The organism is Listeria sp. MAN/IMW/UF464 (assembly GCF_058683955.1).
In genome coordinates this window covers 533854-560773 of record NZ_JBZWZP010000001.1, presented here as the reverse complement: position 1 = coordinate 560773, position 26920 = coordinate 533854, and the positions used below count along the sequence as shown (strand labels likewise).

The following is a 26920-nucleotide window of genomic DNA, read 5'->3' as shown; positions in this document are numbered from 1 at the left end:
CGAAAATGGTCAAACATTTTGAATACAAAAAGAAAACGCTTTAGGATAGCGTTCTCTTCTTAATTTTATACGAATGCGAGTTGCCAAGTAATCCCGAATTTATCAGTTACCCAAGCCACTTTTCGAAGCGCTTCAACTTCTTCAGGTCCCATCATAACCGTGCCTTCTTTAGCTAGTTTTTCAAAAAGGGTATCAAATTCATCTTCTGTGTCTGCGAAATAAAGGGTTGTTGTGGCCCAGCTAAAGTCAGGCGAGGCGTTGTTAGTCATGTCCATAATCATAAATGATGCTCCCTTAATTTCAAAAGTAGCATTCAGTACTTTGCCAATATCGCCGCCTTGCTCTGGTTTTGTGAAGTAAGTTAGCCCAACTTTTTTTGCATCAGGGAAAGTGTCTAAATAAAATTGAAATGCTTCCTCTCCATTACCATTAAAAGTGAAAAATGTGGAGATTCGTTTTGCTTGATTAAACATTTATTTTACCTCCTTTTGAATTATTTTAACTATACCCGAAAAATGTTTCAATTATGTGTTAAAATGAAGAAAAATGTGCGGGGGCTTGATGATGAAATATCCTATAATGCTTGATATTACAGGGAAACGGGTTGTCATAATTGGCGGCGGGAAGGTGGCGCTTCGTAAAGTAAAGGGTCTGCTTCACACCGGAGCAGATATTTTAATTGTCGGGTTAGACGTTTTGCCAGAGATTAAAGAGCTTCAAGTGCAGGTGAAAGAAGAAGCTTACCGGGCCGAACATCTAGCTGGTGCTTTTTTGATATTTATTTGTACGAATAACCCAGAAGTAAACCAAATGGTACTGAAAGATCATCTGCCAGAACAACTAGTGAATGATACGACAGAACAAAAGAATTCCGATTTTTTTAATATGGCAACTGTATCAAAAAATGAGTTGCTAGTCGGTATTTCAACGGGCGGCGGTAATCCTGGATACGCCAAGAAAGTAAAACGTGAAGTCAGTCAGCTAGTAGAAAATTTAGAAACTGAAGAAATTGGAAATCGTAATAAAAAAGATAAAACCTGCTAATTTTAGTAGGTTTTTTATTCTATTATATTGCTCTCTTTTAGGTTGCAAAATTTTACTATAGATTTTGGAATGTAAACGCTCTATCATTGAAGTATACTGAAAAACTATTAAGAGGGTGCTGAGCCAAATGTCCATTTTAGAAAAGATTAAAGATGCCGGAGTTGTTGGTTGTGGTGGAGCGGGCTTTCCGACCCATGCCAAATTTAGCGGTGAAGTGGAATACTTAATTATTAACGCAGCGGAATGTGAACCGCTCCTAAAAACAGATCATTTTGTCATGAGAAACCATGCAGTAGAAACGATTAAAGCAATTGAAATGGTTAAAAACCAAGTAGGTGCAGAGTTTGCCGTTATTGCAACAAAACGGTATTACACAGAAGAAATTGCGGCTTTACGGTCAGCAATTACAGAACTAAATGCAAGCGTGACAATACATGAGATGGATAATGTCTATCCAACTGGCGACGAGCAAGTGATGGTCTTTGAAGTGACTGGACGCGTTGTTCCACCGAGCGGTATTCCACTTATGGTTGGCTGTATTGTATCGAATGTCTCGACAATGTGGAACGTCTTTCATGCAATTCAAGATGACGCGCCAGTTATTCGTAAACAGTTGACAGTAACTGGAGCAGTTGGAGAGCCAAAACTTTTAGATGTACCAGTTGGAACGCCATTTGAAGTATGTTTAGCAGCAGCTGGTGGAACTAATTTAGACGAGTATTTATTTTTAGATGGTGGACCGATGATGGGGAAATTAAATGATCAGTCCACTATTGCTGAAAAAGTTGTAACGAAAACAACTTCGGGTTTGATTGTGGCAGAGGATACGGGTTATCTGCACAAGCTACATTACCAAACAGTGGAACAAATTTTTAATGAAACTAAGTCGGCTTGTATTCAGTGTTCGCTTTGTTCGGATTTATGCCCGAGACAACAATTAGGTCATGATATTCATCCGCATAAAGTCATGCGCCATTTTGCGGTTGCAGAAGATATAACGGATATTAAACCAGATCCGATCTGGGAAGAAGCGATGATTTGTTGCGAATGTGGTATTTGTGAAGTAATTGCCTGTCCGATGGGGCTTTCCCCGCGCCAAGTAAACATTCATGTGAAAAAAGAGCTTTTAAAACAAGGTGTTCGTTATCAAACTGATAAAAAAGAATTTACGCCTGACCCGATGCGCGATTATAAATCGATTGCTCCAAAAAATATTCTAATTAAAATGGGCTTACAGCAATACGCTGATGTTCATTTAGAAACAATGCATTATTTAGATGTGGATGAAGTTTTTATCCCAACAAAAATGCATATTGGTGCGCCGTCTATTCCAGTAGTAAGTGAAGGGGACATCGTGAAAAAAGGCGATTTAATTGCGAAAATTCCTGATACTGCTCTTGGGGCAAATATCCATGCAAGTATTGACGGTCAAATTATTCGTATAACCGAAGAACAAGTTCATATTAAGAAGGTGATGTCATGAAAATGGATACATTAGGATTTCTCGAATTAAATAGTATTTCGAAAGGCATCGAGGCGGTTGACACAATGCTAAAAGCGGCCAACTCAGAATTGATTTATGCTAAAGCAAGCTGTCCTGGGAAGTATTATATATTAATTGCCGGTACAGTGGATTCTGTAGCTCAATCAATTGAAGCGGGAACGAAGATTGGTGCGGCAAATATCGTCGGGAACTTAGTCATTCCTCGCGTGTCCGACCAAGTAATCAAAGCAATTAACAAAACGGAAGTGCCAGATGAGATGAATGCAGTTGGTGTTATGGAGTATTATTCCTGTTCAGGATCAATTATTGCTGCAGATGCCGCGGTAAAAGCTGCAGATGTTCAGTTAATGGATATTCGGTTGGCAACAGGGATTGCTGGTAAATCTTTCGTTGTTTTAACTGGTGATACAGCAGCATGTGAAGCGGCCGTGGAAGCGGGACTTGCAGCTGCTAAAGAAGAAGCACTTTTAATTAATAAAGTAGTTATACCAAGACCTCGTAAAGAAGTTTTTGAGAGTTTAATCTATTAAAAAGATAACAATATATTGTCATAGAGTTTTTGAAAAAGGTACGCACTGACTGTGGTTGCGTGCCTTTTGAACAATCTGACAAAATAGTGGCGCTTAAATATGATAGGATTATTTTGAGATAGTTTGTCTAGATGAGGAGTGAAGAAAATGAGTTTTGATGATAATAAAGAACGCGTAATACAAGAATATGTACCGGGAAAACAGGTGACGCTGGCGCATTTAATCGCCAATCCGAACCGTGATATTTATACAAAATTAGGATTAGAAGAAGGCGCAAGTGCGATTGGGATTTTAACGATTACGCCAAGTGAGGCTTCGATTATTGCGAGTGACATTGCAACTAAATCAGGTGACGTAAGAATTGGATTTATTGATCGTTTTAGTGGTTCCGTTGTACTTACTGGTGATGTTTCTTCTGTTGAATCAGCTTTACAACAAGTTGTTTATTCATTACATGAGATTTTGGACTTTTCTATTCCAAAAATCACTAGGAGCTGAGTCACTTGAAGAAAATGATGGTAATGGGTTCAGTTGGTTGTGGTAAAACAACGCTGTGCCAGAAATTACATGGATATGATATTTTATATAAAAAAACACAAGCTGTGGAGTATTTTCAAGAAATGATTGATACACCAGGCGAATTTGTACAGCATAGACAACTTTACAGTGCGCTCACTGTGACTGCGACTGATGCATCAGTAATCGCGATTTTACAAAGTGTAACGGAGAAGAAGCAGACGTTTTCACCGATGTTTGCCAGTATTTTTGCTAAACCGGTTATTGGGATTGTTACAAAAGTGGATTTAGCGGAATCGGACAAAGACATCGAGCGAGCAGAGCGGGAATTACGTATGGCTGGCGCGAAGCATATTTTTTATATTTCTTCTGTAGAGGAAACTGGAATAGAGGAGCTTCGGGCATATTTGGAAGATTAATTTTAACTAAGTGGGGGTTATTTTATGCCTCAAGTGAGGGATTTATCTGTAATTGATGTGCCTGGTGGTTGTGTTTTGACGAGCTGTGATATTAGTGCTGGGTTTGGTGAGAAAGTGCATGATGGCTTAAGAGTTGCGCCGGAAGTCACAGCTCGGTTGACCTTGAGAGTTGCTCTATTAGAAATGATTGCTTCAGGTGCTGTAGTAGTGGCTGTGAGTGATGTTATCGGAGCGGAAATGGAGCCGACCGGTAAACGTGTTATCGCAGGTCTAAAAGATGAACTTATTAAGGCTGATTTAGGTCATATTGAATTAAATGGTAGTACTGAAGAAAATATGAACGTAACACAAACTAGTGTAGGCGTTCTTGTAACTGGTTTTGCGACTAAAGCTGCACTTAAGCTCATAAATGTGCATGAAGCTGCGGTCTTATTTGCATTTGGCGAACCGATTGTTGGAGCAGAAGTTTTGCAGAGGATGGCGGAGATGCCAGATTATCATTTGGTCAAACAGTTAGTTTCTGATAGCAGAGTACTTGAAGTTGTGCCGGTCGGGTCGAAAGGAATGGCTTATGAGGCAAATACTTTAGCACAGCTCAATGATTGTGTTTTCGAAGCCAGTGGCGTTTTTAATGAAGCGACCATGAATAAAACTGCGGGGCCAGCTTCGGTTATTCTAGTAGCAGTTAAAGCAAGTGAAGTAAAAGCATTTGAGCAGGACTTTCCAGCTGCTAAATGTTTAGGAGAGTTGAGGAATTACCATGGCTGAAATGATGCTTGTAACTGGTGGCGCTAGAAGTGGTAAAAGTAATTTTGCTGAAAAAGAAGCTGCCAAATATGATCGTGTTTTATATGTGGCGACCGGAATTGCATTTCAAAATGATACAGAGTTTCAAGCTAGGATAAAAAAACATCAAGCAACCCGTCCAGAGAACTGGGATACTTTTGAAGCGTTTAAAGGGATTGCCACTTATTTGGAGCAACATGGAAATCAATATGATGTAATAATGCTTGATTGTGTAACGATGTTAGTAACTAATTTATTTTTTTCGTTGCTTGGTGAGCGCGATTTAACAAATGAGATTGCTGATGAAGTAGAAGCGGCGATTCAATCGGAAGTTCGCGCAATTTTAAAAGCAGGAGAGCAATCCTCAGCCAAACATATTTTTGTTACGAATGAAATCGGCTTAGGGGTTGTACCTGAAAACAAGTTAACGCGTGTTTTTCGAGATATTATTGGTCGTATTAATCAGCAAATTGCAACGGAAGTAGAGGAAGTTTATTTTGTCGTGAGCGGCATTCCGAAAAGGTGGAAGTAATATGAAAACATTGATTTTATTAATTCAATTCTTTACGCGAATTCCGCTACCGATCCAAATAAATATGGACGAGATTAACTTGAAAAAAGGGAGCGCGCTTCTTCCGTTTGTTGGGGTTGTTATAGGTGCTTGGAATTGGCTCGTTTTTTCTTTAGTAGCGCTTGTTATGCCTTTGCCGGTTGCGATTATCGCGGGACTTTTTGCAGAAATTATTATTACGGGCGGATTCCATGTTGATGCGCTTGCAGATACAGCTGACGGATTATTTTCTTCGCGTAAAAAAGAGCGGATGCTAGAAATTATGAAAGATAGTCGTGTTGGTGCCAATGGTGTAATTGCGATTTGCTTTTATTTTCTTTTCTATGGCGCTTTATTTCTTTCTGTTCCAAATATACAGCAGATTGGCTGGTTGTTTTTCGTTTTACCAATCGTTGCAAAAGGTGTGACAATGCTACTTTTTGCGAAAATGAGTTATGCAGGATCGAAAGAAGGGCTTGGTTCTATTTTTCTAGGTGTTCCTTGGTGGCCGATTATGATTGCCCAAGGGATTGTTCTCATTGTTTTAGCGCTGTTTTTCTCTTATGTTGGGCTAATTGCTTACGCCGGCGTGTTAGTATTTACGATTATTTACCGGTTATTTGTATATAATAGAATTGGTGGAATGAACGGGGATACGCTTGGTGCAGGTGGGCAAATGGGACAACTTGTGTGTCTATTTTGTTTAGTGTTAATTTGGGGGTTGATGTAATTGCAACTTATTTTTGTTCGGCACGGCGAAACCGACTGCAACACACTAAAAAAATATTGTGGTCAAATGGACGTGGCTTTAAATGAAAATGGTATAAGACAAATGAAACGACTCCAAGAAAGACTTACTGATTACTCATTTGACTTAGTCGTTACCAGTGATTTAATGCGAGTAAATCAGTCTGCAGCAATATTAAGTAACAAAAAGCCAATTCGTTTTCCTGCATTTAATGAAATGAATTTTGGCGATTTTGAAGGATATACATACCAAGAAATTAGTACAAAGTTTCCTGCCGCCTGGGATGACTATTGTAGTAACTGGCAAACAGCTCCGTTTCCAAATGGGGAAAGTTTTCCGGTTTTTTATGAGCGAGTGGTAGCTACATTTAAGGCTGAATGGGAAAATTGGCAGAAACTCGATACGGTGTTATTTGTAGGTCATCTTGGTGTATTACGCGCCATTGCACTTTTTCTACAAGATCAAAAAATAGCACAATTTTGGGATACTGATTTTAAGCAAGGTTGCTATTCGCTCTGGGACAATAAGTCTCAAAGTTTTCTTATTTCTAATCAATAGTAGATTTTTGTTGTTTCAGGTGAAAACGCTTTTTTTGTAAATCGTTTGTGGTAAGATGTAGGTAGTTAAATAGGTCTTATGTTGGTGGAATGTGATTGCATTTCTGAAAGAGGAATTCGGTGTGAAGCCGGAACTGCCCCCGCAACTGTAAGGTGGACAAGAATTGAAAATAACCACTGTGCGTTTTTGACGTATGGGAAGGTTCAATTGTTGGACGAAGCCAAGTCAGGATACTCGCCAAATAAGACGGAAGCAACTCTTTTTCGGGGTCCTAAAAAGCGTATGCGGGTAGTATAGCTTATTTGCTGTGCATAAACTCTCATTCGATATTGGATGAAAGTTTTTTTGTTTTTCAGGCAGCAAAAAAGTCATATTCTGAAATAATCATCGAATATGACTTTGGAAAGTACTTATTTTAAGGTTTCGCGGTAGCCTTTTGGAGTTACGTCAAACTCTTTTCGGAAGACTTTGCAGAAATAACTCGTTTGGGTGAAGCCTAAGTTACGAGCAACATTATCAATTGACCAACGCGGATTTTTCAGCATATCTTTTGCGAGCGACATTTTCTTTTGGTTTACATAATTGATAAAATTAACATTCATTTCTTTTTTGAATAATTTACTGAAGTAATAAGAGCTAAGGTAGACATGACTTGCAACTTCATCAAGTGTAATTGGACGGTTGAGATTTTTTTCAATATACTTAAGTGCTTTTCGAATTTCTTTATTATCTTCATGATGTGTTGGTTTATTGTGGTGGAAGGCGATTTTTTGTTTTTGTTCTTCGCGGCTTTTTTCCATTTCAGATTTCAAGTAATACTGGGAGATAATTGTAAGCATTTCGGCAGAAGAGTTGATTTTTTTAGAGCTGAAAACAGGGACAGAGCGAAACGCGGAAATTAGTTCTTTATCGTTTTTCCAATCCGTTTCTTCTGTTTGAATATTACCAACTTCACTATTTTCTTCACAAATAACCTGACCGCTGAGTAAAAATCCGCTCAGTTGGTTTTCGACGACGATTGGGACTGAAAAATCGGTTAGTCCAGCATGACATCGATAAATTAAAGGTTTCCCAGTTTTAGAAGCTTCCAACCCGCCAAACATATCACATTTTTGGCAAAGCGAGCGATATTTTGGGTTAGAACGAATGAGTTGGCAAAAAGGAGTAAAGTTACATAATCTTGAAACTTCGGTACCGTGTATATCTACAACAACTGAGGCTAGACTAGTAGCGGCTGAGAACTCATCCATGACTTTTTCAAGAAGCATTTCATTGCTTTTGGTTTGTAGTAACATAGCTATTCCCCTTTCGGCAATACTTGGCGTGTTTCTGTCGTTCTTAGTATAGCATATTTATAATGCGCTTACATTTTCTTGCCATGAAGATAACAATATATTGCTAAGACAAATTTCATAAGAGAAAGCCCAAACCATGCTCTACTGGATGGCTTTTTGTCGTTTATTTTTTTGAAGGCGCAAAATTGTGTTAAAACACGATTCGCGTCTTCTTTTTTTATATTGTAAGCGGCAACTATTTATATATTAGATTGCATATACTGAGAGAGTAAAATACTTATTTTGAGAAGGAGGTACACCCATGCAAGAAGCACTAGGCTTAGTTGAAACTAAAGGGCTAGTTGGCGCCATTGAAGCCGCTGACGCCATGGTTAAATCAGCTAATGTAACTTTAACAGGGTATGAAAAAATCGGATCCGGGCTTGTTACTGTGATGGTTCGAGGGGATGTTGGTGCAGTTAAAGCAGCAACAGATGCTGGAGCAGAAGCAGCAAGAAATGTAGGTACCGTAATGAGTACGCATGTTATTCCTCGTCCGCATACTGATGTGGAAGAAATTTTACCAGTGAGGGTGAAGTCAGATGAGTAAGCAAAATAAACTGATTGACGAAATTCTAAAACAGGTAATGGAAACGGTCAATGATGCCCCGGAAAAAATAGTAGAGGATGGAGGATCACGTCAAATGAGTGAAAAAGCAGTTCAATTAACAGAGTTTGTAGGAACAGCGATTGGAGATACAATCGGCCTAGTGATTGCGAATGTAGACGGACAACTTTTAGAAGCAATGAAGCTTGAGAAGTCTTACCGTTCTATAGGTATTTTAGGAGCCCGTACTGGTGCAGGCCCACATATTATGGCAGCAGATGAAGCTGTAAAAGCAACGAATACAGAAGTAGTGAAAATCGAATTACCACGTGATACAAAAGGCGGTGCAGGTCACGGTTCTTTAATTATCTTTGGTGGTGATGATGTTTCTGATGTTAAACGCGCAGTGGAAGTTGCACTGAATGAATTAGATAAAACTTTTGGAGATGTATACGGTAACGAAGCAGGGCATATTGAACTCCAATATACCGCTCGCGCAAGCCACGCACTTAATACAGCATTTGGCGCACCAGTAGGTAAAGCATTTGGACTTATGGTTGGTGCACCGGCTGGAATTGGTGTTGTAATGGCTGATACTGCAGTGAAATCCGCCAATGTAGATGTAGTTGCATATTCTTCACCAGCAGATGGAACAAGCTTCTCCAATGAAGTTATTCTTTGTATTTCTGGAGATTCTGGCGCAGTTCGTCAAGCTGTTATTTCAGCACGTGAAATTGGTAAAAAATTACTTGGAGCTTTAGGGGATGAACCGAAAAACGATCGTCCATCCTACATTTAGAACGGAGGGTAACGACTGATGAAATCAAAACGCTTTGAAGAATTAGCAAAACGCCCGGTCAATCAAGATGGTTTTGTAAAAGAATGGATTGAAGAAGGCCTAATCGCAATGGAAAGCCCGAATGATCCAAAACCAAGCATTAAAATAGAAAATGGAAAAGTAGTCGAAATGGATAGCAAAAAATTAGCTGATTTTGACTTAATTGACCATTTCATCGCTAAATATGGCGTCGATTTATCTCGTGCAGAAGAAGTTATGCAAATGGATTCTGTGAAGCTTGCAAACATGCTTTGCGACCCAAATGTACCACGGGAAAAAATCGTTTTACTTACAACAGCTATGACACCGGCAAAAATAGTAGAAGTAGTTTCACAAATGAACGTTGTCGAAATGATGATGTCGATGCAAAAAATGCGCTCTCGCAGAACACCAACAACCCAGGCCCACGTAACAAACTTGCGTGATAATCCTGTTCAAATTGCAGCGGATGCAGCAGAGGCAGCAATCCGTGGTTTTGACGAGCAAGAAACAACCGTTGCGGTAGTTCGTTATGCACCTTTTAACGCGCTTAGCTTATTAATAGGTTCGCAAACTGGCCGTGGTGGCGTATTAACGCAATGTTCTCTTGAAGAAGCAACAGAATTAGAACTAGGTATGCGTGGTTTAACTTGTTACGCGGAAACGATTTCTGTTTATGGTACAGAACCTGTATTTACAGACGGAGATGACACGCCTTGGTCCAAAGGTATTTTGGCAAGTGCTTATGCGTCTCGCGGTCTAAAAATGCGTTTCACATCTGGAACTGGTTCTGAGGTTCAAATGGGTTATGCAGAAGGGAAATCCATGCTTTACCTTGAATCGCGCTGTATTTTTATTACAAAAGCGGCTGGTGTTCAAGGGTTACAAAATGGGTCGATTAGTTGTATCGGAATTCCGGGAGCCGTACCAAGTGGTATTAGAGCAGTTCTTGCAGAGAATTTAATTGCCGTTATGTTAGATCTAGAAGTAGCTTCTGGTAACGACCAAACTTTCTCTCACTCGGATATTCGTCGTACAGCTCGTTTACTAATGCAATTTTTACCAGGAACAGATTATATTTCCTCTGGATATAGTGCGACTCCAAACTATGACAATATGTTTGCGGGTTCCAATTTTGATGCAGATGATTTTGATGATTACAATATTTTACAACGTGACTTAAAAGTAGATGGTGGTTTAACGCCAGTGACGGAGGAAGAAGTTGTAGCGGTTAGAAATAAAGCTGCACGAGTAATCCAAGTTGTCTTTGATAAATTAGGTCTTCCTGCTGTAACGGATGAGGAAGTAGAAGCAGCAACCTATGCACGTGGAAGTAACGATATGCCAGAACGTAACATGGTAGAAGATATTAAAGCAGCAGCAGAAATGATGGACCGCGGCGTAACTGGTCTGGATGTTGTAAAAGCATTAGCTGCTGGTGGATTTGACGATGTTGCCGAAAGCGTACTAAACATGCTGAAACAACGCGTATCTGGAGACTTCCTTCATACATCTGCCATCATTGATAAAGACTGGAATGTCATTAGTTCCGTCAACGATTTAAATGATTACGCAGGCCCAGGAACTGGTTATCGCTTAGAAGGCGAACGCTGGGAAAAATTAAAAGATATTGCTGTTGCAGTTGATGCAAACGAATTAGATTAAGCTACTTCCCATTTTTTATAAAGGAGGATTAAGAGACATGGTTGAAATTAACGAAAAAGTGCTTCGCGGAATTATCTCAGAAGTACTAGATGAATTACAGCTTAAAGAAGATAAAGTTTCTTTCCAAAAAGAACAGCCAAGTGTTGCAGTTTCAGATGAAAGCTTTTTAACAGAAGTTGGGGATGCGAAACCAGGAAGACAAAAAGATGAAGTTGTTATTGCGGTCGCACCAGCTTTTGGTAAATATCAAACGAAAAACATTGTTGGCGTTCCACATAAACAAATTTTACGAGAAGTGATTGCAGGTATTGAAGAAGAAGGATTAAAAGCACGCGTTGTTCGTGTATTCCGTTCTTCTGACGTAGCTTTCGTCGCAGTAGAAGGCGACAAATTAAGTGGTTCTGGCATTTGTATCGGCATTCAGTCGCGCGGTACAGCATTAATCCACCAAAAAGATTTACAACCACTTTCGAACCTAGAGTTATTCCCACAAGCACCACTAATCACACTCGAAACTTACCGGGCAATTGGTAAAAACGCTGCGAAATATGCAAAAGGTGAATCACCAAATCCAGTCCCAATGGTAAATGATCAAATGGCTCGTCCAAAATTCCAAGCAAAAGCAGCTTTACTTCATATCAAAGAAACGAAACATGTTGTTCAAGGTAAAAACGCAGTCGAACTACAAGTAAATTAATAGTGAGGTGAGAATGATGAATCAAGAAGCACTAGAAAATATGGTTAGAAATATTTTACAAGAAGTAAATAGTGGTGCAGTAACAACAACCACTTCTCAAAAAGCAAGCGGAGATTCACTGACTGTACGCGACTACCCACTTGGTACGAAACGTCCAGAACTTGTAAAAACAGCTTCATCTAAATCTTTGGATGATATTACGCTAAAAAGTGTTCTAGATGGCACAATTAAACCTGAAGATGTTCGTGTAACAGCAGAGACGCTTAAAATGCAAGCGCAAGTAGCAAGAGATGCAGGACGTGCTACACTCGCGAACAACTTTGAACGTGCAGCAGAATTAACCGTTGTTCCAGATGAGCGTATTTTAGAAATTTACAATGCGATGCGTCCATACCGTTCTTCAAGAGAAGAATTGCTTGCGATTGCGGATGAATTAGAAAATGTGTATCAAGCAACAATTTGTTCTAATTATGTTCGTGAAGCAGCACAGCTTTATCAAGAGCGTAAGAAATTAAAAGGCGATAATTAAAATTCACCTTTGCTCATGATTATGTAGGAAATGCGGTGAAATGAATGAAGTATATTGCAGGTATTGATATCGGAAACTCGACAACTGAAGTGGCGCTTGCCATCCTCGACTCGGTAAATAATGCGGAGTTTGTTGCTAGCGCTATTACAGACACAACTGGTATCAAAGGAACAAAACAAAATCTTCACGGGATTTTTAAAGCGTTAAAACTAGCTTTAGAAAAAGTAAATGCAACAACTGCGGATTTAGCTGAAATTCGTATTAATGAAGCGACTCCCGTGATTGGTGATGTAGCAATGGAAACAATTACTGAAACAATTATCACAGAGTCTACCATGATTGGACATAATCCTAAAACACCAGGTGGGCTTGGAATGGGTTCAGGAATTACAGTACATTTGGATGAAGTGGCTTCTAAATCAAAAGATACTGATTATATCGTGATTATCCCAAAAACGGTTGACTTTGAAGATGCCGCACAGCAGATTAATGATTATACCGAACTTGGCTATCAAATAACTGCTGCGATCCTTCAAGCTGACGACGGGGTGCTCGTTCATAATCGATTAAACCATAAAATCCCGATTGTAGATGAAGTTGGTTTTATTGATAAAGTTCCAGTTGATATGTTAGCGGCTGTTGAAGTCGCAGCTCCTGGTAAAGTCATTGAAACGATTTCTAATCCGTATGGTATTGCGACAGTCTTCCGTTTGAGTTCTGATGAAACGAAGAACATCATTCCCGTAGCTCGAGCATTAATTGGTAATCGTTCAGCAGTTGTGATTAAAACACCAGAAGGCGACGTAAAAGCTAGAACAATACCAGCCGGACATATTGAACTTCAATCAGGAACTAGAACGCAGCGTGTAAATGTGGCGGAAGGTTCCGAGAAAATCATGCAAGCGATTATGTCACTGCCAAAACTTGATAATGCAAGCGGCGAACCGGGAACAAATATCGGCGGCATGCTAGAAAAAGTACGACAAACCATGGCTGGACTTACTGATAAATTACCGGCAGATATTTTTATTCAAGATTTGCTGGCTGTAGATACGTTTGTTCCAGTAGATGTTCAAGGTGGTCTGGCGGGTGAATTTTCCATGGAGCAAGCTGTTGGAATTGCCTCAATGGTAAAAAGTGATCATTTACAAATGGCTGCGATTGCTTCAGAAATCGAACAAGAGCTAAATGTAACGGTCAAAATTGGTGGGGCAGAAGCTGAGGCAGCGATCCTCGGGGCACTTACTACCCCAGGAACCAATACACCACTTGCTATTTTAGACTTAGGAGCAGGTTCAACAGATGCTTCAATCATAAATGGAAAAGGCGAAATCATTGCTACTCATTTAGCTGGAGCAGGTGATATGGTAACGATGATTATCCAGTCAGAAATTGGCCTTGAAGATCGGTATTTAGCAGAAGATATAAAAAAATATCCACTTGCTAAAGTCGAAAGCATTTTTCATATTCGCCATGAAGATGGTACGGTTCAATTTTTCGATACGCCGCTTTCCCCAAGTGTTTTTGCGAAAGTAGTGATTGTAAAACCAGACGGATTTGTACCAATTCCAGGTGATGTTTCGATTGAAAAAATTAAATTAATTCGTCGTTCGGCTAAAGAGCGCGTTTTTGTAACGAATACGATCCGTGCATTAAAATATGTCAGCCCAACTGGGAACATTCGTGATATTCCATTTGTCGTTATTGTCGGAGGATCAGCCCTTGATTTTGAAATTCCGCAATTAATCACAGATGCATTATCTCATTATTCCTTAGTTGCGGGACGGGGAAATATTCGCGGACAAGAAGGGCCTAGAAATGCAGTTGCAACAGGATTAATACTGTCGGGTGGTGCTGATGTATGATTCCGGTTGTAAATAAACCAGCTATTTATTTTCATGCAGATCAAAGTGCGAATCCAGACTGTATTAAACAAGTATTATTTGGAATAGAAGAAGAAGGCATTCCATGTGAATTAGAAATTATGCCTTTAAAAGACGAAGTGCAAGCCGCATTTCGAGCTTCAGCGAGTTCGCCACTTTTGGTTGGAATTACGCTCAAAAATGATCATTTAGTGATTCATTATCGTAATTTGCCGCCAGATCAGCCGCTATTTTCGGAATATCGTTTTTGCGCAGCGACCCTGGAAAAACAACGAAATATGGGAATGAATGCGGCGCGACTCGTCAAGGGTGTACCTTTTAAATAAGGAGGTGAAGGAATGCATCAAGCAATTGGAATTATTGAAATTAAAGGACTTGCTTCAGCGATTACTGTAGCAGATACAATGGCTAAAGTAGCAAACATCCAAATCGTGGACACAGAAAAAGCAAAAGGTTTTGGCTGGATTACTGTGAAAGTGGAAGGAGATGTTGCTGCCGTCAATGCTGCTCTTGAAGCAGGAGAACAAACGGCAATAGCCTCAGACAGCTTTATTGCGAAAAAAGTCATTCCTCGACCAGGGGAAGAGATTTTTACAGTATTTTGGCCAAAAGAAGAAATTGTGCCAGAAGAACCAGAATTAATTGTTGAAACAGAAGACGTCGCGGAACCTGAAACACCGGTAGAAGCGACCTGTAATCTATGTCATGATCCACTTTGTCCACGGATAAAAGGTGATCCAAGACAAGATTGTATTCATTTTGAAGAAGAAAAGTAAACCTAATTTTGAGGAGGAAATAATTATGAATAACGCACTAGGAATGATTGAAACTAAAGGACTTGTTGGCGCAATTGAAGCGGCTGACGCAATGGTAAAAGCAGCAAATGTATCTCTTGTAGGTTATGAAAAAATCGGTTCAGGACTTGTAACTGTTATGGTTCGCGGTGATGTTGGCGCAGTAAAAGCAGCAACAGATGCAGGCGCAGCAGCAGCTCGTAATGTTGGAGAAGTACAATCTATCCACGTTATCCCACGTCCACACAATGATGTAGAAACGTTGCTACCAAAAGGTTTATAAGCCGTGGAAAGAGAAAAATTAAAAGCAATAATTAAAAAAATCGTAACAGATAAATATGGTGGTGCGGAGACAGAGATTCCAATCGGAGTCTCTAACCGCCACATTCATTTAACAGAAAAAGACTATAACCAACTTTTTCCAAATGAACCTATTCAAGTGAAAAAATGGTTAAAGCAACCTGGCGAATTTGCTGCTGAACAAACTCTCACCGTAGTTTCAGAAAGAGGCGAGTTAAAGCGGGTTCGGATTTTAGGGCCACTTCGAAAATTTTCGCAAGTAGAGCTTTCTAAAACGGATGCACGGATGTTAGGGATGAAGATTCCAATTCGTGTATCTGGTGATATTGAAGGAACACCAGGGATCAAACTCGTTTCTAAACATAGCGAAATCTTCTTACCAAAAGGAGCAATTGTTGCGAAACGCCATATCCATTTACCCGAAAGTGTAGCAAATGAATACGGTGTGAAACAAGGTGATGAAGTTTCTGTCCTAGTAGGTTCGGAAATACGTAGTCTCGTGTTAAACCATTGTACGATTCGAGTGAATAATCAATTTATCCCAGAAATGCATATTGATACAGATGAAGCAAACGCGGCAGATATTGCTGGCGATAGCTTTGCAAAAATAATCAAGTCGTGACCTGATAAGGAGGTGTGGAAATGGATATTTTACAAACAGCTAACGAACGGATGGAACAGCTTGCAGCACTAATGAATAAAGATACCAAACAAAAAATTTCAGCTAATCAAAAAGTAAAAGTTGGCGTCGATTTAGGGACTTCCTCGATTGTTTTCGTTGTGTTGGATGAAAATAATGTTCCGCTTTTTGGAGCGTTTGAATTTGCTGACGCTGTTCGCGATGGGCTTGTAGTTAATTACCGCGAGTCCGTAGAAGTTGTCAAACGACTTAAAGATAGAGCAGAAAAAAGCCTTGGAATAAATTTGACCCATGCTTCTGGTGCTATCCCACCTGGTACAGCCGGGAACAACAAAAAAGTGGTTGCTAACGTGATAGAAAGCGCCGGAATGGAAGCACTTTATACAATTGACGAGCCAACAGCCGCTGCAGCAGTACTAGATTTAAAAGATGGTGCAGTTGTAGATGTTGGTGGCGGCACAACAGGAATTAGTGTTTTTAAAGACGGTGACGTAATTTATACCGCAGATGAACCAACTGGAGGAACGCATATGACGCTTGTTCTAGCAGGATATTACGGTGTCTCTGTAGAAGAAGCTGAACAAAATAAGCGCGCGCAAAAAGATTCTAGCGAGCATTTTTCTGTCATGCGTCCAGTGGTTGAAAAAATGGCAGAAATTACCCGTGTTCATCTCGAAAAATCTCCCTCAGAACCGCTTTATATTGTTGGTGGTGCTTCTGCTTATAGCCAGTTCAAAGATACGTTTGAAAGCTATTTGAAGATGCCTGTTTTTCAACCTAATTATCCGCAGTATGTCACGCCTCTTGGTATTGCCATGAGTTCAGGGAGCGGAAATTTATGATAGAAAAATTAGTTGAAATCATTGTTAAACGCTTGAAACTTCGTGCCGCAAATAAAACAGTCATCGCTGTTAGCAAAATGCCTCGCGATCCAGTTGCGATTTTTATGGAAAATGGGACAGTTCGGTTAACCCAAGTAAACAAACATTTTCTTGAGCGGATACTGGGCGGGAATCGAGCAGAATCACTTACTATTTGGCTTGAAACTGCAGCAGAATACGGGGTAACAATTGAACTTGAACTGTATGATAACGGTGAACCTTGGCTGGATTATAAAATGATCAGTCAGCTAGTCTATCCAGTTTTTACAAGCGCTGGTGAGAGGCTTTTTCATCCAAGTTCTGAAGTGATTTGTTACAGTGATAGCGCATTAATCCCAAGCGGAAGTACTCTTTGCAAATTTAAAAAGCAGCTTATTACACCGCTTGCAAATGAATATTTAACTAAAAATAATATTGCAGTGCGGGAAAGGCAGTGACGTTATGTTTATGGCGAAAATTACTGGAAGCGTAGTCTCAACAAAAAAAGAAGATTCGCTTACAGGCAAGAAATTAATGATTGTACAACCAATTGATGCGAACGGAGAACATGTGCGCTCAGAAGAAGTGGCATGTGACTCTGTTGGCGCTGGAATCGGGGAGTATGTGCTTGTTGCTCGTGGAAATGCGGCTAGGAGCGTATTTGCAGAACCAAATAGTGCGATTGATTCGGCAATTATAGCAATTGTCGATAGTTTTGATAAGTAAGGAGTGAATAACTCGTGAGTATTTATACAAAAACCGGCGATAAAGGAACGACTGCACTATTTGATGGAAATCGTGTGAAAAAATATGATGACCGTGTCGAAACATATGGTTCGTTTGATGAGCTAAATGCCGAAATTAGTGTAGCAGAAAAATTCGTAACCTCAAATGAAAACAAGGCTTTGCTTAGAAACGTTGAGCGCCAATTGTTTTATGTGTGTGCAGAGCTTGCAACAGAAGATGAATCTGCTCTTCTTAGTAAAATTGTCATTACAGAAGATGACATTAACGAACTTGAAAAAGTTATTGATGCTTATACTCTGAAGTTGCCAAAAGTTGATAGTTTTGTGCTTCCTGGTTCAAGTAAAGCCGGCGCGTTTCTTCATAGTGCGCGAACGATTGCCAGACGAGCGGAACGATTATTAGTTCGTTTTTCAGAACAAACAGCAGTTAGAAATGAGCTGTTGAAATTCGTCAATCGCTTATCTGATTTCTTGTATATTCTTGCTCGAGAAGAAGACTTTAGACAGATGCTAGATAAAGCGACTAAGCTAATTGTTGCCAAGTACTTAGAGCAAACAGAGCAAAAGCCTGCTACGACGAGCGATTTATCTTTTTCATTTTGTGAAAAACTAATGCATCAGGTGCAGGTTGTCTCAGAAGAAGTCGGCGTTCCAGTCACACTTGCAATAGTTGATGCGCACGGAAATGCAAGATTTAATTACCGAATGGAACACGCTCTCTTAGTAAGTGCAGAACTAGCAACGAAAAAAGCATATTCCGCCGTAGCGATGAAAACAAGTACAGAAAAATTAACAGAAGCAGTTCAGCCAGGAGCCCCACTTTATCAATTAGAAACACTGACAAATGGTGACATTGTTACTTTTGGCGGAGGCGTTCCAATTTACGGAAAAGATGGAGCGATTATTGGTGGAATGGGAATTAGTGGCGGATCAGTGGAAGAAGATATCCACATTGCAAAAAAAGCATTATCAATGATAGAGAAGGGGTAATTCTGTATGGAATCATTAGAACTCGAACAACTGGTAAAAAAAGTTCTCTTAGAAAAATTAGCAGAACAAAAAGAAGTACCAACAAAAACAACTACACAAGGCGCGAAAAGTGGCGTTTTTGATACAGTTGACGAGGCTGTTCAAGCAGCAGTTATAGCGCAGAATTGCTATAAAGAAAAATCACTTGAAGAACGCCGCAATGTTGTAAAAGCAATTCGTGAAGCACTTTATCCAGAAATTGAAACAATTGCGACAAGAGCAGTTGCAGAAACCGGAATGGGTAATGTGGCAGATAAAATTTTGAAAAACACATTAGCAATTGAAAAAACACCAGGGGTAGAAGATTTATATACAGAAGTAGCTACTGGTGATAACGGTATGACACTGTATGAACTCTCTCCATATGGCGTAATTGGTGCAGTAGCGCCGAGCACAAACCCAACGGAAACATTGATTTGTAATTCAATCGGTATGCTCGCAGCTGGAAATGCCGTTTTTTATAGTCCTCATCCAGGGGCAAAAAACATTTCACTGTGGTTGATTGAAAAGCTAAACACAATTGTTCGCGAAAGTTGTGGTATTGATAACCTTATTGTAACGGTGGCTAAACCATCCATTCAAGCAGCTCAAGAAATGATGAATCATCCAAAAGTACCGCTACTTGTTATTACAGGTGGTCCGGGCGTTGTTCTCCAAGCGATGCAATCAGGTAAAAAAGTGATTGGAGCAGGAGCAGGGAACCCGCCTTCTATTGTTGACGAAACAGCTAATATCGAAAAAGCGGCTGCTGACATCGTAGACGGTGCCTCTTTTGATCATAATATTTTATGTATTGCTGAAAAAAGTGTGGTAGCTGTTGATAGCATTGCTGATTTCTTGTTATTCCAAATGGAAAAAAATGGTGCTCTTCATGTTACTAATCCAAGTGATATTCAAAAATTAGAAAAAGTAGCCGTTACCGATAAAGGTGTAACTAATAAAAAATTAGTCGGAAAAAGTGCAACTGAAATCTTAAAAGAAGCAGGAATAGCTTGTGATTTTACACCACGTTTAATCATTGTGGAAACGGAGAAATCTCATCCATTTGCAACAGTAGAGCTATTAATGCCAATCGTTCCAGTTGTAAGAGTGCCTGATTTTGACGAAGCCCTTGAAGTGGCTATTGAACTCGAACAAGGCTTACATCATACAGCAACAATGCATTCACAAAATATCTCGAGATTAAACAAAGCTGCAAGAGATATGCAAACTTCCATCTTTGTCAAAAATGGTTCTTCCTTTGCGGGATTAGGCTTTAGAGGAGAAGGTAGTACTACTTTCACTATTGCAACGCCTACTGGAGAAGGAACAACTACAGCACGTCATTTTGCTAGACGCCGCCGTTGTGTTTTAACAGATGGTTTTTCGATTCGTTAAGAGGAGGCAAAGTTAATGAATAGCTTTCAAATCAAGACAAAAGTAGCTTTTGGTACGAATAGTTTACAAGTTTTAAAAGAAATTAAAAATAAAAATGTTTGGATTATTTGTGATCGTTTTTTGGCGGATGGAGAAGGGCTTCAAGGTTTAATTGGACAATTGGATACATCCAATAATGTGCATATTTTCACCGATGTCGTACCTGATCCACCTATTTCCAAAGTAGCTGGAGGGGTTAGTGAGGCTGGCAAAATCCAACCGCAAGTCATGATTGCTTTTGGCGGTGGCTCAGCAATTGATACGGCAAAAGGAATTTACTACTTTGCAAAACGCTTGGAAAAAATTAATATTAGTACTTTTATAGCGATTCCAACGACAAGTGGTACTGGATCTGAAGTGACAGCTGCAACCGTTATTACTGATCCAACGACAAAAATTAAGTATCCACTTTTCCTAGATGAACTTATTCCGGATATGGCTATTCTTGACGCGCAACTCGTTGTCACAGTGCCGCCAGCGATTACAGCGAATACTGGAATGGATGTATTAACACACGCGATTGAAGCTTATGTTTCTAAAGCTGCGAGTGATTATACGGATGCATTAGGTGAAAAAAGTGTGCAATTAACGCTACGCTTTTTAACGAGCTGTTATGACGATGGTCGTAATTTAGCTAACCGTGAAAAAATGCATAATGCTTCAACCATGGCAGGGATGGCTTTTAACTGTGCCAATCTTGGTTTAAATCATAGTATTGCGCATCAACTAGGTGCACAGTTCCACGTGCCGCACGGTCTAGCTAATGCGATATTACTTGATGCGGTCATTCGTTTTAACGCCTTCAAAAATCGTGATACTGAACAAAAATATGCTGAACTGGCGCGGATTTGCGGAATGGCTTCTAGATCTGATTCCAATGAAACCGCTGTCCGTCTGCTTCGTGAAAGAATTGTCCAAATGATGGAACACATGCAAATGCCACGAACCTTAACTGACGCTGGCGTAGCAAAAGAAAAAGTCTATGCAAAAATGGACGAAATTGCAACAAATGCACTGAAAGATGCTTGCTTACCAACTAGTCCTACGACACCGTCACATCAAGAACTAAAAGAAATTTTAGAACAAATCATTTAGAATTTACGTTAAAAAGGAGGATAAACTATGTCAGCATATTTGGCGGAATTTATTGGAACGATGGTTTTAATTATGTTTGGGAACGGCCTTTTAGCAGGATTGACATTAAATAAATCATTATCTCAAGGAGCAAACTGGGTAGTTGTTACATTTGGTTGGGGTTTTGCTGTAATGATTGGTATTTATGTCGCTGGAGCATATAGCGGAGCGCACTTAAATCCAGCAGTAACTATTGCGCTTGCAGTTGGAGGTTCATTCTCTTGGGCAGCTGTAGTTCCGTACATTATCGCCCAAATCGCCGGAGCATTTGTCGGAGCATCGATTATTATTTTACACTACTATCCGCATTTTAAAGCGACTCCCCCAGAAATTGATACACATGGTATTTTTTCCACAGGACCAGCGATTAGAAATACACCTTTCAACTTAATCAGTGAAATTATCGCAACATTTGCTTTCATTTTTGGTTTACTTATGATTGGAGCGAACAGTTTCACAGATGGTTTAAATCCATTAATCCTTGGCTTTCTAGTAGTTGCTATCGGAATGAGCTTTGGACCAACGACAGGTTATGCGATTAACCCAGCTCGTGATTTAGGACCAAGACTTGCTTACTTTTTACTACCAGTACCAAATAAAAGTGGATCAGACTGGCGTTACGCTTGGATTCCAATTGTCGGACCAATCATTGGCGGTCTCTTAGCCATTGGACTATTTAACATTTTATTATAAAAAATAGGATGGAGTAAACAAGAAGTAAGTTGTTTACTCCTTTAAAAATGAGAAAGGACTGAGCTATATGCACAAAATTATGGCGATAAACGCAGGGAGTTCTTCACTGAAATTCCAAATTTTTACGATGCCAGGAGAAGAAGTCTTAGTTAAGGGCTTAATTGAAAGAATCGGCTTACCAGATGCCATATTCAACATGTCCTTTCAAAATGAAAAAATCAAGGAAACTCGCGCGATAAATAATCACGGAGAAGCAGTGGAAATTCTACTGGAGCAATTGAAGACGCATCAAGTAATTAATGACCTAAATGAAATTACAGGAGTGGGACATCGGGTTGCGCACGGCGGAGAAGCTTTTGTTTCTTCATGTATTGTAACGGATGATGTTGTAAAGGGGATTGAAAATGTAACAAGCCTTGCACCGCTTCATAATCCAGCCAATATCATCGGCATTAAAACATTCCGCGAACTACTACCAAATGCCGTTTCGGTTGCAGTGTTTGATACCGCTTTCCATCAAACGATTCCAGAAGAAAACTTTTTATATGCGCTCCCTTATGAACTTTATGAAAAACATCATATTCGAAAATACGGTTTTCATGGAACAAGCCATAAATATGTGGCTGGAAAAGCAGCAGAAGTTCTCGAGAAACCTTTAGAAAAATTAAAAATTATTTCTTGCCATTTAGGAAATGGGGCGAGTGTTTGTGCGATTGAAGCTGGAAAGTCAGTGAATACTTCCATGGGCTTTACACCAAATGCTGGCTTGATGATGGGAACACGTTCTGGTACAATTGACGCGACAATCATCCCTTATTTAGTTGACGAATTAGGCTATAGCTTGGATGAAGTGACACATATGATGTCTAGTGAATCTGGCGTTCTTGGTGTATCCGGAATTTCTAGTGATTTTAGAGACATCGAAATTGCTGCGAATGAAGGAAATTCGCGTGCATTATTAACACTTCGGATGTTTACTGGCCAAATCTGTAATTATATCGGGGCTTACGCTTCTGCCATGAATGGTTGTGATGCATTATTATTTACGGCTGGAGTTGGTGAAAATTCACCATTAATTCGTAAAATGGTTACAGAACAGCTGAGTTATCTTGGTGTAACATGTAATGTGACAAAAAATAATGCAGGTGATATGATAATTAGCAATGATGACGAAGCGGTCAAAGTATGCATTATTCCAACAAACGAAGAACTAATGATTGCTCGAGATGTAGAAAAATATACAAAACAAACGATAAGTTAAGGAGCGATTTGATGTGAAAATAACGACGGCAATGCACGGTGGCAACTATAACGAACTAGCAAAACAACATGGATTAACCAAAGAAATGATTCTGGATTTTAGTGCGAATATTAATCCACTTGGCGTTCCAGCTAGTTTGAAACAAACGATAACAGCGAATTTGGATAAACTGGTGGAATATCCAGAACCAGATTACTTAGCGCTCCGTGCGCGTATTGCCTCGTTTCATCAACTTGACTTAGCAAATGTTATTCCAGGAAACGGTGCTACTGAGCTGATTTTCGGAATCGCAAAAGTAACCAAGGCGCAAAAAGTTCTCTTACTTGCGCCTACTTTTGCGGAATATGAACGGGCTTTTTTTGATGCGGAAATTATTTATGCAGAATTAACGAAAGAAACTCATTTTGCTGCAGCGGAAACGGTACTAGAAATGATTAAACGCGAATCAGATCTTGAAGCGGTTTGTTTGTGCAACCCGAATAATCCAACCGGACAATTAATATCGCAGCAAGAAATGATTCAAATTGCAGATTTATGTGAAAAACGAAACATATATTTAATCATTGATGAGGCGTTTATGGATTTTTTAGAAGACAATGAAACAATTTCGATGATTAATTATTTAGAGAGCTTTCCACATTTAGCAATTATCCGGGCATTCACAAAATTTTTTGCAATTCCAGGGCTAAGACTTGGTTATTTGTTGACCAAAAATGATTTGCTAGCTGAAGCATTATTACAAATGCGTGAACCTTGGTCTATCAATACTTTTGCCGATATGGCTGGCCAAGTGTTACTAGATGATACAGACTACATCTCTCAAACATACAACTGGATTTCAGCTGAACGAGATTTTTTATATCAAGAGTTGTCTAATTTTAGCGAACTAACCGTGTACCGCCCAAGTGTAAACTACATATTTTTTCATCTTGAAACACCGCTTGACTTACGAAAAGAATTATTGTTAAAAGGGATTTTTATACGGAGTTGCGCCAATTACCGGGGACTTACTGAAAATTATTACCGGGTTGCGGTGAAAGCTAGATGTGATAATACCAAGCTTATAAGAGCGCTCGAGGTGATTTTTAGTGGAAATTAAAGCAACTTGTCCCGCTTCATGTGGCGAACTTTTGCAAGGATTTATTACTGGCGGCGAAAAATTGATTTCATACCCAATCAACTGGTATTCCGAAGTAACTTTATCCGATAAATCAGGGCAAAACAGCCAAGGTCATACCAAAGCATGGCTCGCATTTGAGCTAACTTGCGAGTATTTTGGCGTGACAAAAAAAGAACGTCCACCTATATCGTTACTAGTAAAATCGACTATTCCGGTCGCCAAAGGGATGGCAAGCTCTACTGCTGATATTGCCGCAACCATAGGCGCTACTGCAAAATGGTTAAATAAATCGATAACAGAAACTGAAATTGCCAAGCTTTGTTTGCAACTAGAACCAACAGATAGCACGATTTTTAAGTCACTCACACTTTTTGATCATTTAAAAGGGTCCGTGATTGAAAGTTCTAACTGGATGCCGAAACTGGGCGTCGTTGTCCTAGAACCACTTACTGTTTTGGAAACTGCAACATATCGGCAAGAAGACCACCATGAACAATTGCTGGAAAATGAACAACAATTAGCCAAAGCTGTGCAATTTTTCAACCAAGCGGCAGCCCAAAAATCAATCAACTTGCTTGGAAAAGCCGCCACAGTTAGCGCAGCGAGCAATCAAATCATTTTACCCAAACCGTTTTGGAATGAGTTGTTAGAAGTGGTGAGTTGTTTAAATCTAGTAGGGATAAATGTGTCGCATAGTGGGACGGTCGTTGGTTTACTATATGAGTTAGGCAAGATAGACCCGCTAGAAATTTTATTCGAATTAGAACGGCGCTATGTCACCACTTTTTACAGCAGATATTACTTTAGGGAGCTCGTTCGAGGTGGGGTTCAAATAATTTCTTAAAGCAAATTCTTCTTGCAAGCGGATTAATTTATGCTATAATAACTTTGATAAACGAATTCGTTCATACAAACAGTTAGATACTGGAAGTCTGGTGAAAATCCAGCACGGTCCCGCCACTGTAAGGAGTTAGACACTCTAAGTCAGGTCTTTTATCTAATTGTTTTAACTGGTTATACTGCTTCGAGGCAAAGCATGTATAATTCTTGGTTCCAGTGTAGTTGTCTCACTGGGGCTTTTTTATTTGTTTTTAAAACAAATAAGCCCACTGTAAATGGTTTGGTGCCGAGAAGCTGGACGAAGCTACGTTTTATCAAGCACCATACGCACAAAGATGTGCACCGCTTAGTTTTATGGTGGGCAATGATCTTTTCAACGACGAAAAGAGTGATACAAGGAACGTATCTTCATTGCCTATTTACAAAAAAGATTTGACATTTCCACGTGTTTGGTTTTTAATAAAGTGGACAAATAAAATATTTTACGGTACAAAGGCGTACTGTTTACTTAGCAAAGAAGCTTTGAGTTGGAAGAGGAAATTTCTCTACTCAAGGCTTCTTTTTTTAGTTTTAAAAAATTAGGAGGTAATCTCATGCAAAAAGTTAGTTTTAAAACAGATCTTTACATTGGCCAAGGAGCAACAGATCGTTTACTGGATTTTAAAGACAAACAAATTTTCATCGTAACAGATCCATTTATGGTGAGCTCAGGAATGATTAATGCTATCACGGAAAAAATTGATAAGTCGAATACATATACTATTTTTAGCGATATTATTCCTGACCCGCCAATTGAAAACGTTGTAGCTGGAATTGAAGTTTTAAACGAATGTGATGCCAACTTGATGATCGCTATCGGTGGTGGTTCCGCGATTGATGCGGCGAAAGCGATGAAATTCTTTGGTCAAAAACTTGGTACGGTGCGCGCAATGCCATTCATCGTAATCCCAACTACAAGTGGAACTGGTTCTGAAGTTACTAGTTTTTCTGTCATTACGAATAAAGAAAAAGCAATTAAATATCCACTTATTACTGATGCTATTTTGCCGGATGAAGCGATTTTAGATGCGGATTTAGTGAAATCTGTCCCACCTGCAATCACAGCAGACACTGGTATGGATGTACTCACACATGCGCTAGAAGCATACGTTTCCACAAAAGCAAATGATTATTCGGACGCAATGGCTGAAAAAGTAATCCAATTAGTATTCACATACTTGGAGCGCGCTTATAAAGACGGAAATGATTTAGAAGCACGCGAAAAAATGCATAATGCTTCTTGTTTAGCAGGTATGGCATTTAATATTACCTCACTTGGTTTAAACCATGGTATCGCTCACACAGCCGGTGCTAAGTTTAAAATTCCACATGGTCGTATGAATACTTTACTTTTGCCACATGTTATTAGTTATAATGCTGGATTAACAAGTGATTTTGGTAACAATCCAGATAACCGTGCTGCAGAACGTTATACAGCAATTGCCAAATTACTAAAAATGCCAGCATCGAATACACGTCTTGGTGTTCGTAGCTTAATTAACGCCATTAAACAACTTCAAAAGAAACTTAATATGCCAACGACTTTATCTGAATGTGGTGTTAGTCGTACCGATTTAAACGAGCATATTGCGCAAATCGCTGAAGGTGCGCTGAATGATGGTTGTACTGCAACTAATCCAAGAACACCGACAGAAACAGATGTTAGTGCGATTCTCGAAAAAATGTTGGCTTAAAAGTTATTTATTTCACAACTGGAAACAAATAACCTATTGACATCGTTTTCATGCTACTTTATAATAGAACCGAGCACAAAGACGTGTGGAATAATAAATATAGCAGAGCAACGGGGCTCCCTCAAAAATATTGCACAATATTTTTAAGGGGCTCTTTCTATTTTCTGGGAGAATTTTTTCTCTAGCTCTTTAACTCTTTCGCTCAAGTATATGCTTCTATAGAGTGA

Annotated in this window: 32 protein-coding genes and 2 riboswitches; of the genes, 30 read left to right on the top strand and 2 right to left on the bottom strand. The window is 39.5% G+C overall.

The genetic code is table 11. From position 1 onward, the window contains the following. Positions 1–65: 65 nt before the first annotated feature. The gene (locus tag AC4PG0_RS02855) at positions 66–473 is read right to left on the bottom strand and encodes a VOC family protein (protein ID WP_045554074.1); all 408 of its coding nucleotides are present in this window, start codon (positions 471–473) and stop codon (positions 66–68) included. 91 nt (positions 474–564) lie between these two features. On the opposite strand from AC4PG0_RS02855, the gene AC4PG0_RS02850 reads away from it, so the two are divergent. The 9 genes from AC4PG0_RS02850 (at position 565) to cobC (ending at position 6655) form a co-directional block, all read left to right on the top strand. After that, positions 565–1044 (top strand): precorrin-2 dehydrogenase/sirohydrochlorin ferrochelatase family protein, encoded by a 480-nt coding sequence (locus tag AC4PG0_RS02850; protein WP_003761726.1) that lies wholly within the window; start codon positions 565–567, stop codon positions 1042–1044. Positions 1045–1162: 118 nt separating this feature from the next. Beyond that, on the top strand, positions 1163–2527 hold the full coding sequence (locus AC4PG0_RS02845; RefSeq protein ID WP_072218564.1) for a 4Fe-4S dicluster domain-containing protein: 1365 nt from the start codon (positions 1163–1165) through the stop codon (positions 2525–2527). Further along, positions 2524–3078 (top strand): BMC domain-containing protein, encoded by a 555-nt coding sequence (locus AC4PG0_RS02840; protein ID WP_003719346.1) that lies wholly within the window; start codon positions 2524–2526, stop codon positions 3076–3078. Before AC4PG0_RS02845 ends, AC4PG0_RS02840 begins: the two co-directional genes overlap by 4 nt. Positions 3079–3225: 147 nt before the next feature. Next, positions 3226–3576 carry an ethanolamine utilization microcompartment protein EutS gene (gene eutS, locus AC4PG0_RS02835; protein WP_003724686.1) on the top strand — a complete coding sequence of 117 codons (351 nt, stop codon included), beginning with the start codon at positions 3226–3228 and terminating at the stop codon, positions 3574–3576. A gap of 5 nt (positions 3577–3581) precedes the next feature. Beyond that, entirely contained in the window at positions 3582–4013 is a 432-nt protein-coding gene (locus tag AC4PG0_RS02830) for a EutP/PduV family microcompartment system protein (RefSeq protein WP_492167461.1), read from the top strand. A gap of 24 nt (positions 4014–4037) precedes the next feature. After that, complete coding sequence (gene cblS / locus AC4PG0_RS02825; protein ID WP_492167462.1) at positions 4038–4781, top strand: alpha-ribazole kinase; 744 nt, start codon at positions 4038–4040, stop codon at positions 4779–4781. Continuing rightward, positions 4774–5331 (top strand): bifunctional adenosylcobinamide kinase/adenosylcobinamide-phosphate guanylyltransferase, encoded by a 558-nt coding sequence (cobU, locus tag AC4PG0_RS02820; protein WP_492167463.1) that lies wholly within the window; start codon positions 4774–4776, stop codon positions 5329–5331. Before cblS ends, cobU begins: the two co-directional genes overlap by 8 nt. Before the next feature lies 1 nt (position 5332). Beyond that, positions 5333–6079: an adenosylcobinamide-GDP ribazoletransferase gene (cobS, locus tag AC4PG0_RS02815; RefSeq protein WP_492167464.1), complete on the top strand. Its 747-nt coding sequence runs from the start codon at positions 5333–5335 to the stop codon at positions 6077–6079. After that, the gene (gene cobC, locus AC4PG0_RS02810; protein WP_492167465.1) at positions 6080–6655 is read left to right on the top strand and encodes an alpha-ribazole phosphatase; all 576 of its coding nucleotides are present in this window, start codon (positions 6080–6082) and stop codon (positions 6653–6655) included. A 64-nt stretch (positions 6656–6719) separates the two neighbouring features. Then, positions 6720–6911: riboswitch (cobalamin riboswitch) on the top strand. A gap of 154 nt (positions 6912–7065) precedes the next feature. On the opposite strand, the gene AC4PG0_RS02805 is transcribed toward cobC, so the two are convergent. Next, positions 7066–7950, bottom strand: coding sequence for a PocR ligand-binding domain-containing protein (locus AC4PG0_RS02805; RefSeq protein WP_003761737.1), 885 nt, complete (start codon positions 7948–7950; stop codon positions 7066–7068). Between the two features lie 301 nt (positions 7951–8251). On the opposite strand from AC4PG0_RS02805, the gene pduA (AC4PG0_RS02800) reads away from it, so the two are divergent. The 21 genes from pduA (AC4PG0_RS02800) (at position 8252) to AC4PG0_RS02700 (ending at position 26693) form a co-directional block, all read left to right on the top strand. Further along, positions 8252–8539 carry a propanediol utilization microcompartment protein PduA gene (gene pduA, locus AC4PG0_RS02800; RefSeq protein WP_003761739.1) on the top strand — a complete coding sequence of 96 codons (288 nt, stop codon included), beginning with the start codon at positions 8252–8254 and terminating at the stop codon, positions 8537–8539. Then, on the top strand, positions 8532–9335 hold the full coding sequence (gene pduB / locus AC4PG0_RS02795; protein ID WP_010990779.1) for a propanediol utilization microcompartment protein PduB: 804 nt from the start codon (positions 8532–8534) through the stop codon (positions 9333–9335). Before pduA (AC4PG0_RS02800) ends, pduB begins: the two co-directional genes overlap by 8 nt. An 18-nt stretch (positions 9336–9353) precedes the next feature. Beyond that, positions 9354–11018 (top strand): propanediol/glycerol family dehydratase large subunit, encoded by a 1665-nt coding sequence (locus AC4PG0_RS02790; protein WP_492167466.1) that lies wholly within the window; start codon positions 9354–9356, stop codon positions 11016–11018. Positions 11019–11055: 37 nt separating this feature from the next. Then, positions 11056–11715 (top strand): propanediol/glycerol family dehydratase medium subunit, encoded by a 660-nt coding sequence (locus AC4PG0_RS02785; protein WP_003721553.1) that lies wholly within the window; start codon positions 11056–11058, stop codon positions 11713–11715. A gap of 16 nt (positions 11716–11731) precedes the next feature. Further along, entirely contained in the window at positions 11732–12244 is a 513-nt protein-coding gene (locus tag AC4PG0_RS02780) for a diol dehydratase small subunit (RefSeq protein ID WP_010990781.1), read from the top strand. 44 nt (positions 12245–12288) lie between these two features. Next, on the top strand, positions 12289–14109 hold the full coding sequence (locus AC4PG0_RS02775; RefSeq protein WP_112119780.1) for a diol dehydratase reactivase subunit alpha: 1821 nt from the start codon (positions 12289–12291) through the stop codon (positions 14107–14109). Next, positions 14106–14453: a glycerol dehydratase reactivase beta/small subunit family protein gene (locus AC4PG0_RS02770; RefSeq protein WP_003761750.1), complete on the top strand. Its 348-nt coding sequence runs from the start codon at positions 14106–14108 to the stop codon at positions 14451–14453. Before AC4PG0_RS02775 ends, AC4PG0_RS02770 begins: the two co-directional genes overlap by 4 nt. Positions 14454–14465: 12 nt before the next feature. Next, positions 14466–14903: a BMC domain-containing protein gene (locus AC4PG0_RS02765; protein WP_033533135.1), complete on the top strand. Its 438-nt coding sequence runs from the start codon at positions 14466–14468 to the stop codon at positions 14901–14903. 25 nt (positions 14904–14928) lie between these two features. Further along, positions 14929–15204: a propanediol utilization microcompartment protein PduA gene (gene pduA, locus AC4PG0_RS02760; protein ID WP_003719364.1), complete on the top strand. Its 276-nt coding sequence runs from the start codon at positions 14929–14931 to the stop codon at positions 15202–15204. 3 nt (positions 15205–15207) lie between these two features. After that, complete coding sequence (locus AC4PG0_RS02755; RefSeq protein WP_492167467.1) at positions 15208–15843, top strand: phosphate propanoyltransferase; 636 nt, start codon at positions 15208–15210, stop codon at positions 15841–15843. 20 nt (positions 15844–15863) lie between these two features. After that, positions 15864–16703 (top strand): ethanolamine utilization protein EutJ, encoded by an 840-nt coding sequence (eutJ, locus tag AC4PG0_RS02750; protein WP_203574506.1) that lies wholly within the window; start codon positions 15864–15866, stop codon positions 16701–16703. Then, a complete protein-coding gene (gene pduM, locus AC4PG0_RS02745) occupies positions 16700–17179 on the top strand; it encodes a PduM family microcompartment protein (protein ID WP_045553375.1) in 480 nt (159 codons plus the stop codon). The genes eutJ and pduM overlap by 4 nt, the downstream gene beginning before the upstream one ends. 4 nt (positions 17180–17183) lie before the next feature. Further along, a complete protein-coding gene (locus tag AC4PG0_RS02740; protein WP_010990786.1) occupies positions 17184–17447 on the top strand; it encodes a EutN/CcmL family microcompartment protein in 264 nt (87 codons plus the stop codon). Positions 17448–17461: 14 nt separating this feature from the next. After that, a complete protein-coding gene (locus AC4PG0_RS02735) occupies positions 17462–18457 on the top strand; it encodes a cob(I)yrinic acid a,c-diamide adenosyltransferase (RefSeq protein WP_003771443.1) in 996 nt (331 codons plus the stop codon). A 6-nt stretch (positions 18458–18463) separates the two neighbouring features. Beyond that, the gene (locus AC4PG0_RS02730; protein ID WP_492167468.1) at positions 18464–19873 is read left to right on the top strand and encodes an aldehyde dehydrogenase family protein; all 1410 of its coding nucleotides are present in this window, start codon (positions 18464–18466) and stop codon (positions 19871–19873) included. A gap of 15 nt (positions 19874–19888) precedes the next feature. Then, a complete protein-coding gene (locus tag AC4PG0_RS02725) occupies positions 19889–21007 on the top strand; it encodes a 1-propanol dehydrogenase PduQ (protein WP_492167469.1) in 1119 nt (372 codons plus the stop codon). A 27-nt stretch (positions 21008–21034) separates the two neighbouring features. Then, positions 21035–21739, top strand: a complete 705-nt coding sequence (locus AC4PG0_RS02720) for an MIP/aquaporin family protein (RefSeq protein WP_003771449.1) — start codon at positions 21035–21037, stop codon at positions 21737–21739. Between the two features lie 67 nt (positions 21740–21806). Further along, positions 21807–23000, top strand: coding sequence for an acetate/propionate family kinase (locus AC4PG0_RS02715; protein ID WP_492167470.1), 1194 nt, complete (start codon positions 21807–21809; stop codon positions 22998–23000). 13 nt (positions 23001–23013) lie between these two features. After that, positions 23014–24099 carry a threonine-phosphate decarboxylase CobD gene (cobD, locus tag AC4PG0_RS02710; protein ID WP_194318299.1) on the top strand — a complete coding sequence of 362 codons (1086 nt, stop codon included), beginning with the start codon at positions 23014–23016 and terminating at the stop codon, positions 24097–24099. After that, positions 24089–24964: a GHMP family kinase ATP-binding protein gene (locus AC4PG0_RS02705; RefSeq protein ID WP_194318300.1), complete on the top strand. Its 876-nt coding sequence runs from the start codon at positions 24089–24091 to the stop codon at positions 24962–24964. Before cobD ends, AC4PG0_RS02705 begins: the two co-directional genes overlap by 11 nt. A 55-nt stretch (positions 24965–25019) precedes the next feature. Further along, a riboswitch (adenosylcobalamin (AdoCbl) riboswitch) is annotated at positions 25020–25169 on the top strand. Positions 25170–25553: 384 nt separating this feature from the next. Continuing rightward, positions 25554–26693, top strand: coding sequence for a 1-propanol dehydrogenase PduQ (locus AC4PG0_RS02700; protein WP_003761778.1), 1140 nt, complete (start codon positions 25554–25556; stop codon positions 26691–26693). Positions 26694–26920: the final 227 nt, after the last annotated feature.

Excerpts from the sequence above, each read along its gene's own strand:
- AC4PG0_RS02855 (WP_045554074.1), bottom strand. The coding sequence starts at position 473 with ATGTTTAATCAAGCAAAACGAATCTCCACATTTTTCACTTTTAATGGT.
- AC4PG0_RS02850 (WP_003761726.1), top strand. The coding sequence starts at position 565 with ATGAAATATCCTATAATGCTTGATATTACAGGGAAACGGGTTGTCATA.
- AC4PG0_RS02840 (WP_003719346.1), top strand. The coding sequence starts at position 2,524 with ATGAAAATGGATACATTAGGATTTCTCGAATTAAATAGTATTTCGAAA.
- eutS (WP_003724686.1), top strand. The coding sequence starts at position 3,226 with ATGAGTTTTGATGATAATAAAGAACGCGTAATACAAGAATATGTACCG.
- cblS (WP_492167462.1), top strand. The coding sequence starts at position 4,038 with ATGCCTCAAGTGAGGGATTTATCTGTAATTGATGTGCCTGGTGGTTGT.
- cobU (WP_492167463.1), top strand. The coding sequence starts at position 4,774 with ATGGCTGAAATGATGCTTGTAACTGGTGGCGCTAGAAGTGGTAAAAGT.
- cobS (WP_492167464.1), top strand. The coding sequence starts at position 5,333 with ATGAAAACATTGATTTTATTAATTCAATTCTTTACGCGAATTCCGCTA.
- AC4PG0_RS02805 (WP_003761737.1), bottom strand. The coding sequence starts at position 7,950 with ATGTTACTACAAACCAAAAGCAATGAAATGCTTCTTGAAAAAGTCATG.
- pduA (WP_003761739.1), top strand. The coding sequence starts at position 8,252 with ATGCAAGAAGCACTAGGCTTAGTTGAAACTAAAGGGCTAGTTGGCGCC.
- pduB (WP_010990779.1), top strand. The coding sequence starts at position 8,532 with ATGAGTAAGCAAAATAAACTGATTGACGAAATTCTAAAACAGGTAATG.
- AC4PG0_RS02790 (WP_492167466.1), top strand. The coding sequence starts at position 9,354 with ATGAAATCAAAACGCTTTGAAGAATTAGCAAAACGCCCGGTCAATCAA.
- AC4PG0_RS02785 (WP_003721553.1), top strand. The coding sequence starts at position 11,056 with ATGGTTGAAATTAACGAAAAAGTGCTTCGCGGAATTATCTCAGAAGTA.
- AC4PG0_RS02780 (WP_010990781.1), top strand. The coding sequence starts at position 11,732 with ATGAATCAAGAAGCACTAGAAAATATGGTTAGAAATATTTTACAAGAA.
- AC4PG0_RS02775 (WP_112119780.1), top strand. The coding sequence starts at position 12,289 with ATGAAGTATATTGCAGGTATTGATATCGGAAACTCGACAACTGAAGTG.
- AC4PG0_RS02770 (WP_003761750.1), top strand. The coding sequence starts at position 14,106 with ATGATTCCGGTTGTAAATAAACCAGCTATTTATTTTCATGCAGATCAA.
- AC4PG0_RS02765 (WP_033533135.1), top strand. The coding sequence starts at position 14,466 with ATGCATCAAGCAATTGGAATTATTGAAATTAAAGGACTTGCTTCAGCG.
- pduA (WP_003719364.1), top strand. The coding sequence starts at position 14,929 with ATGAATAACGCACTAGGAATGATTGAAACTAAAGGACTTGTTGGCGCA.
- eutJ (WP_203574506.1), top strand. The coding sequence starts at position 15,864 with ATGGATATTTTACAAACAGCTAACGAACGGATGGAACAGCTTGCAGCA.
- pduM (WP_045553375.1), top strand. The coding sequence starts at position 16,700 with ATGATAGAAAAATTAGTTGAAATCATTGTTAAACGCTTGAAACTTCGT.
- AC4PG0_RS02740 (WP_010990786.1), top strand. The coding sequence starts at position 17,184 with ATGTTTATGGCGAAAATTACTGGAAGCGTAGTCTCAACAAAAAAAGAA.
- AC4PG0_RS02730 (WP_492167468.1), top strand. The coding sequence starts at position 18,464 with ATGGAATCATTAGAACTCGAACAACTGGTAAAAAAAGTTCTCTTAGAA.
- AC4PG0_RS02725 (WP_492167469.1), top strand. The coding sequence starts at position 19,889 with ATGAATAGCTTTCAAATCAAGACAAAAGTAGCTTTTGGTACGAATAGT.
- AC4PG0_RS02720 (WP_003771449.1), top strand. The coding sequence starts at position 21,035 with ATGTCAGCATATTTGGCGGAATTTATTGGAACGATGGTTTTAATTATG.
- AC4PG0_RS02715 (WP_492167470.1), top strand. The coding sequence starts at position 21,807 with ATGCACAAAATTATGGCGATAAACGCAGGGAGTTCTTCACTGAAATTC.
- AC4PG0_RS02700 (WP_003761778.1), top strand. The coding sequence starts at position 25,554 with ATGCAAAAAGTTAGTTTTAAAACAGATCTTTACATTGGCCAAGGAGCA.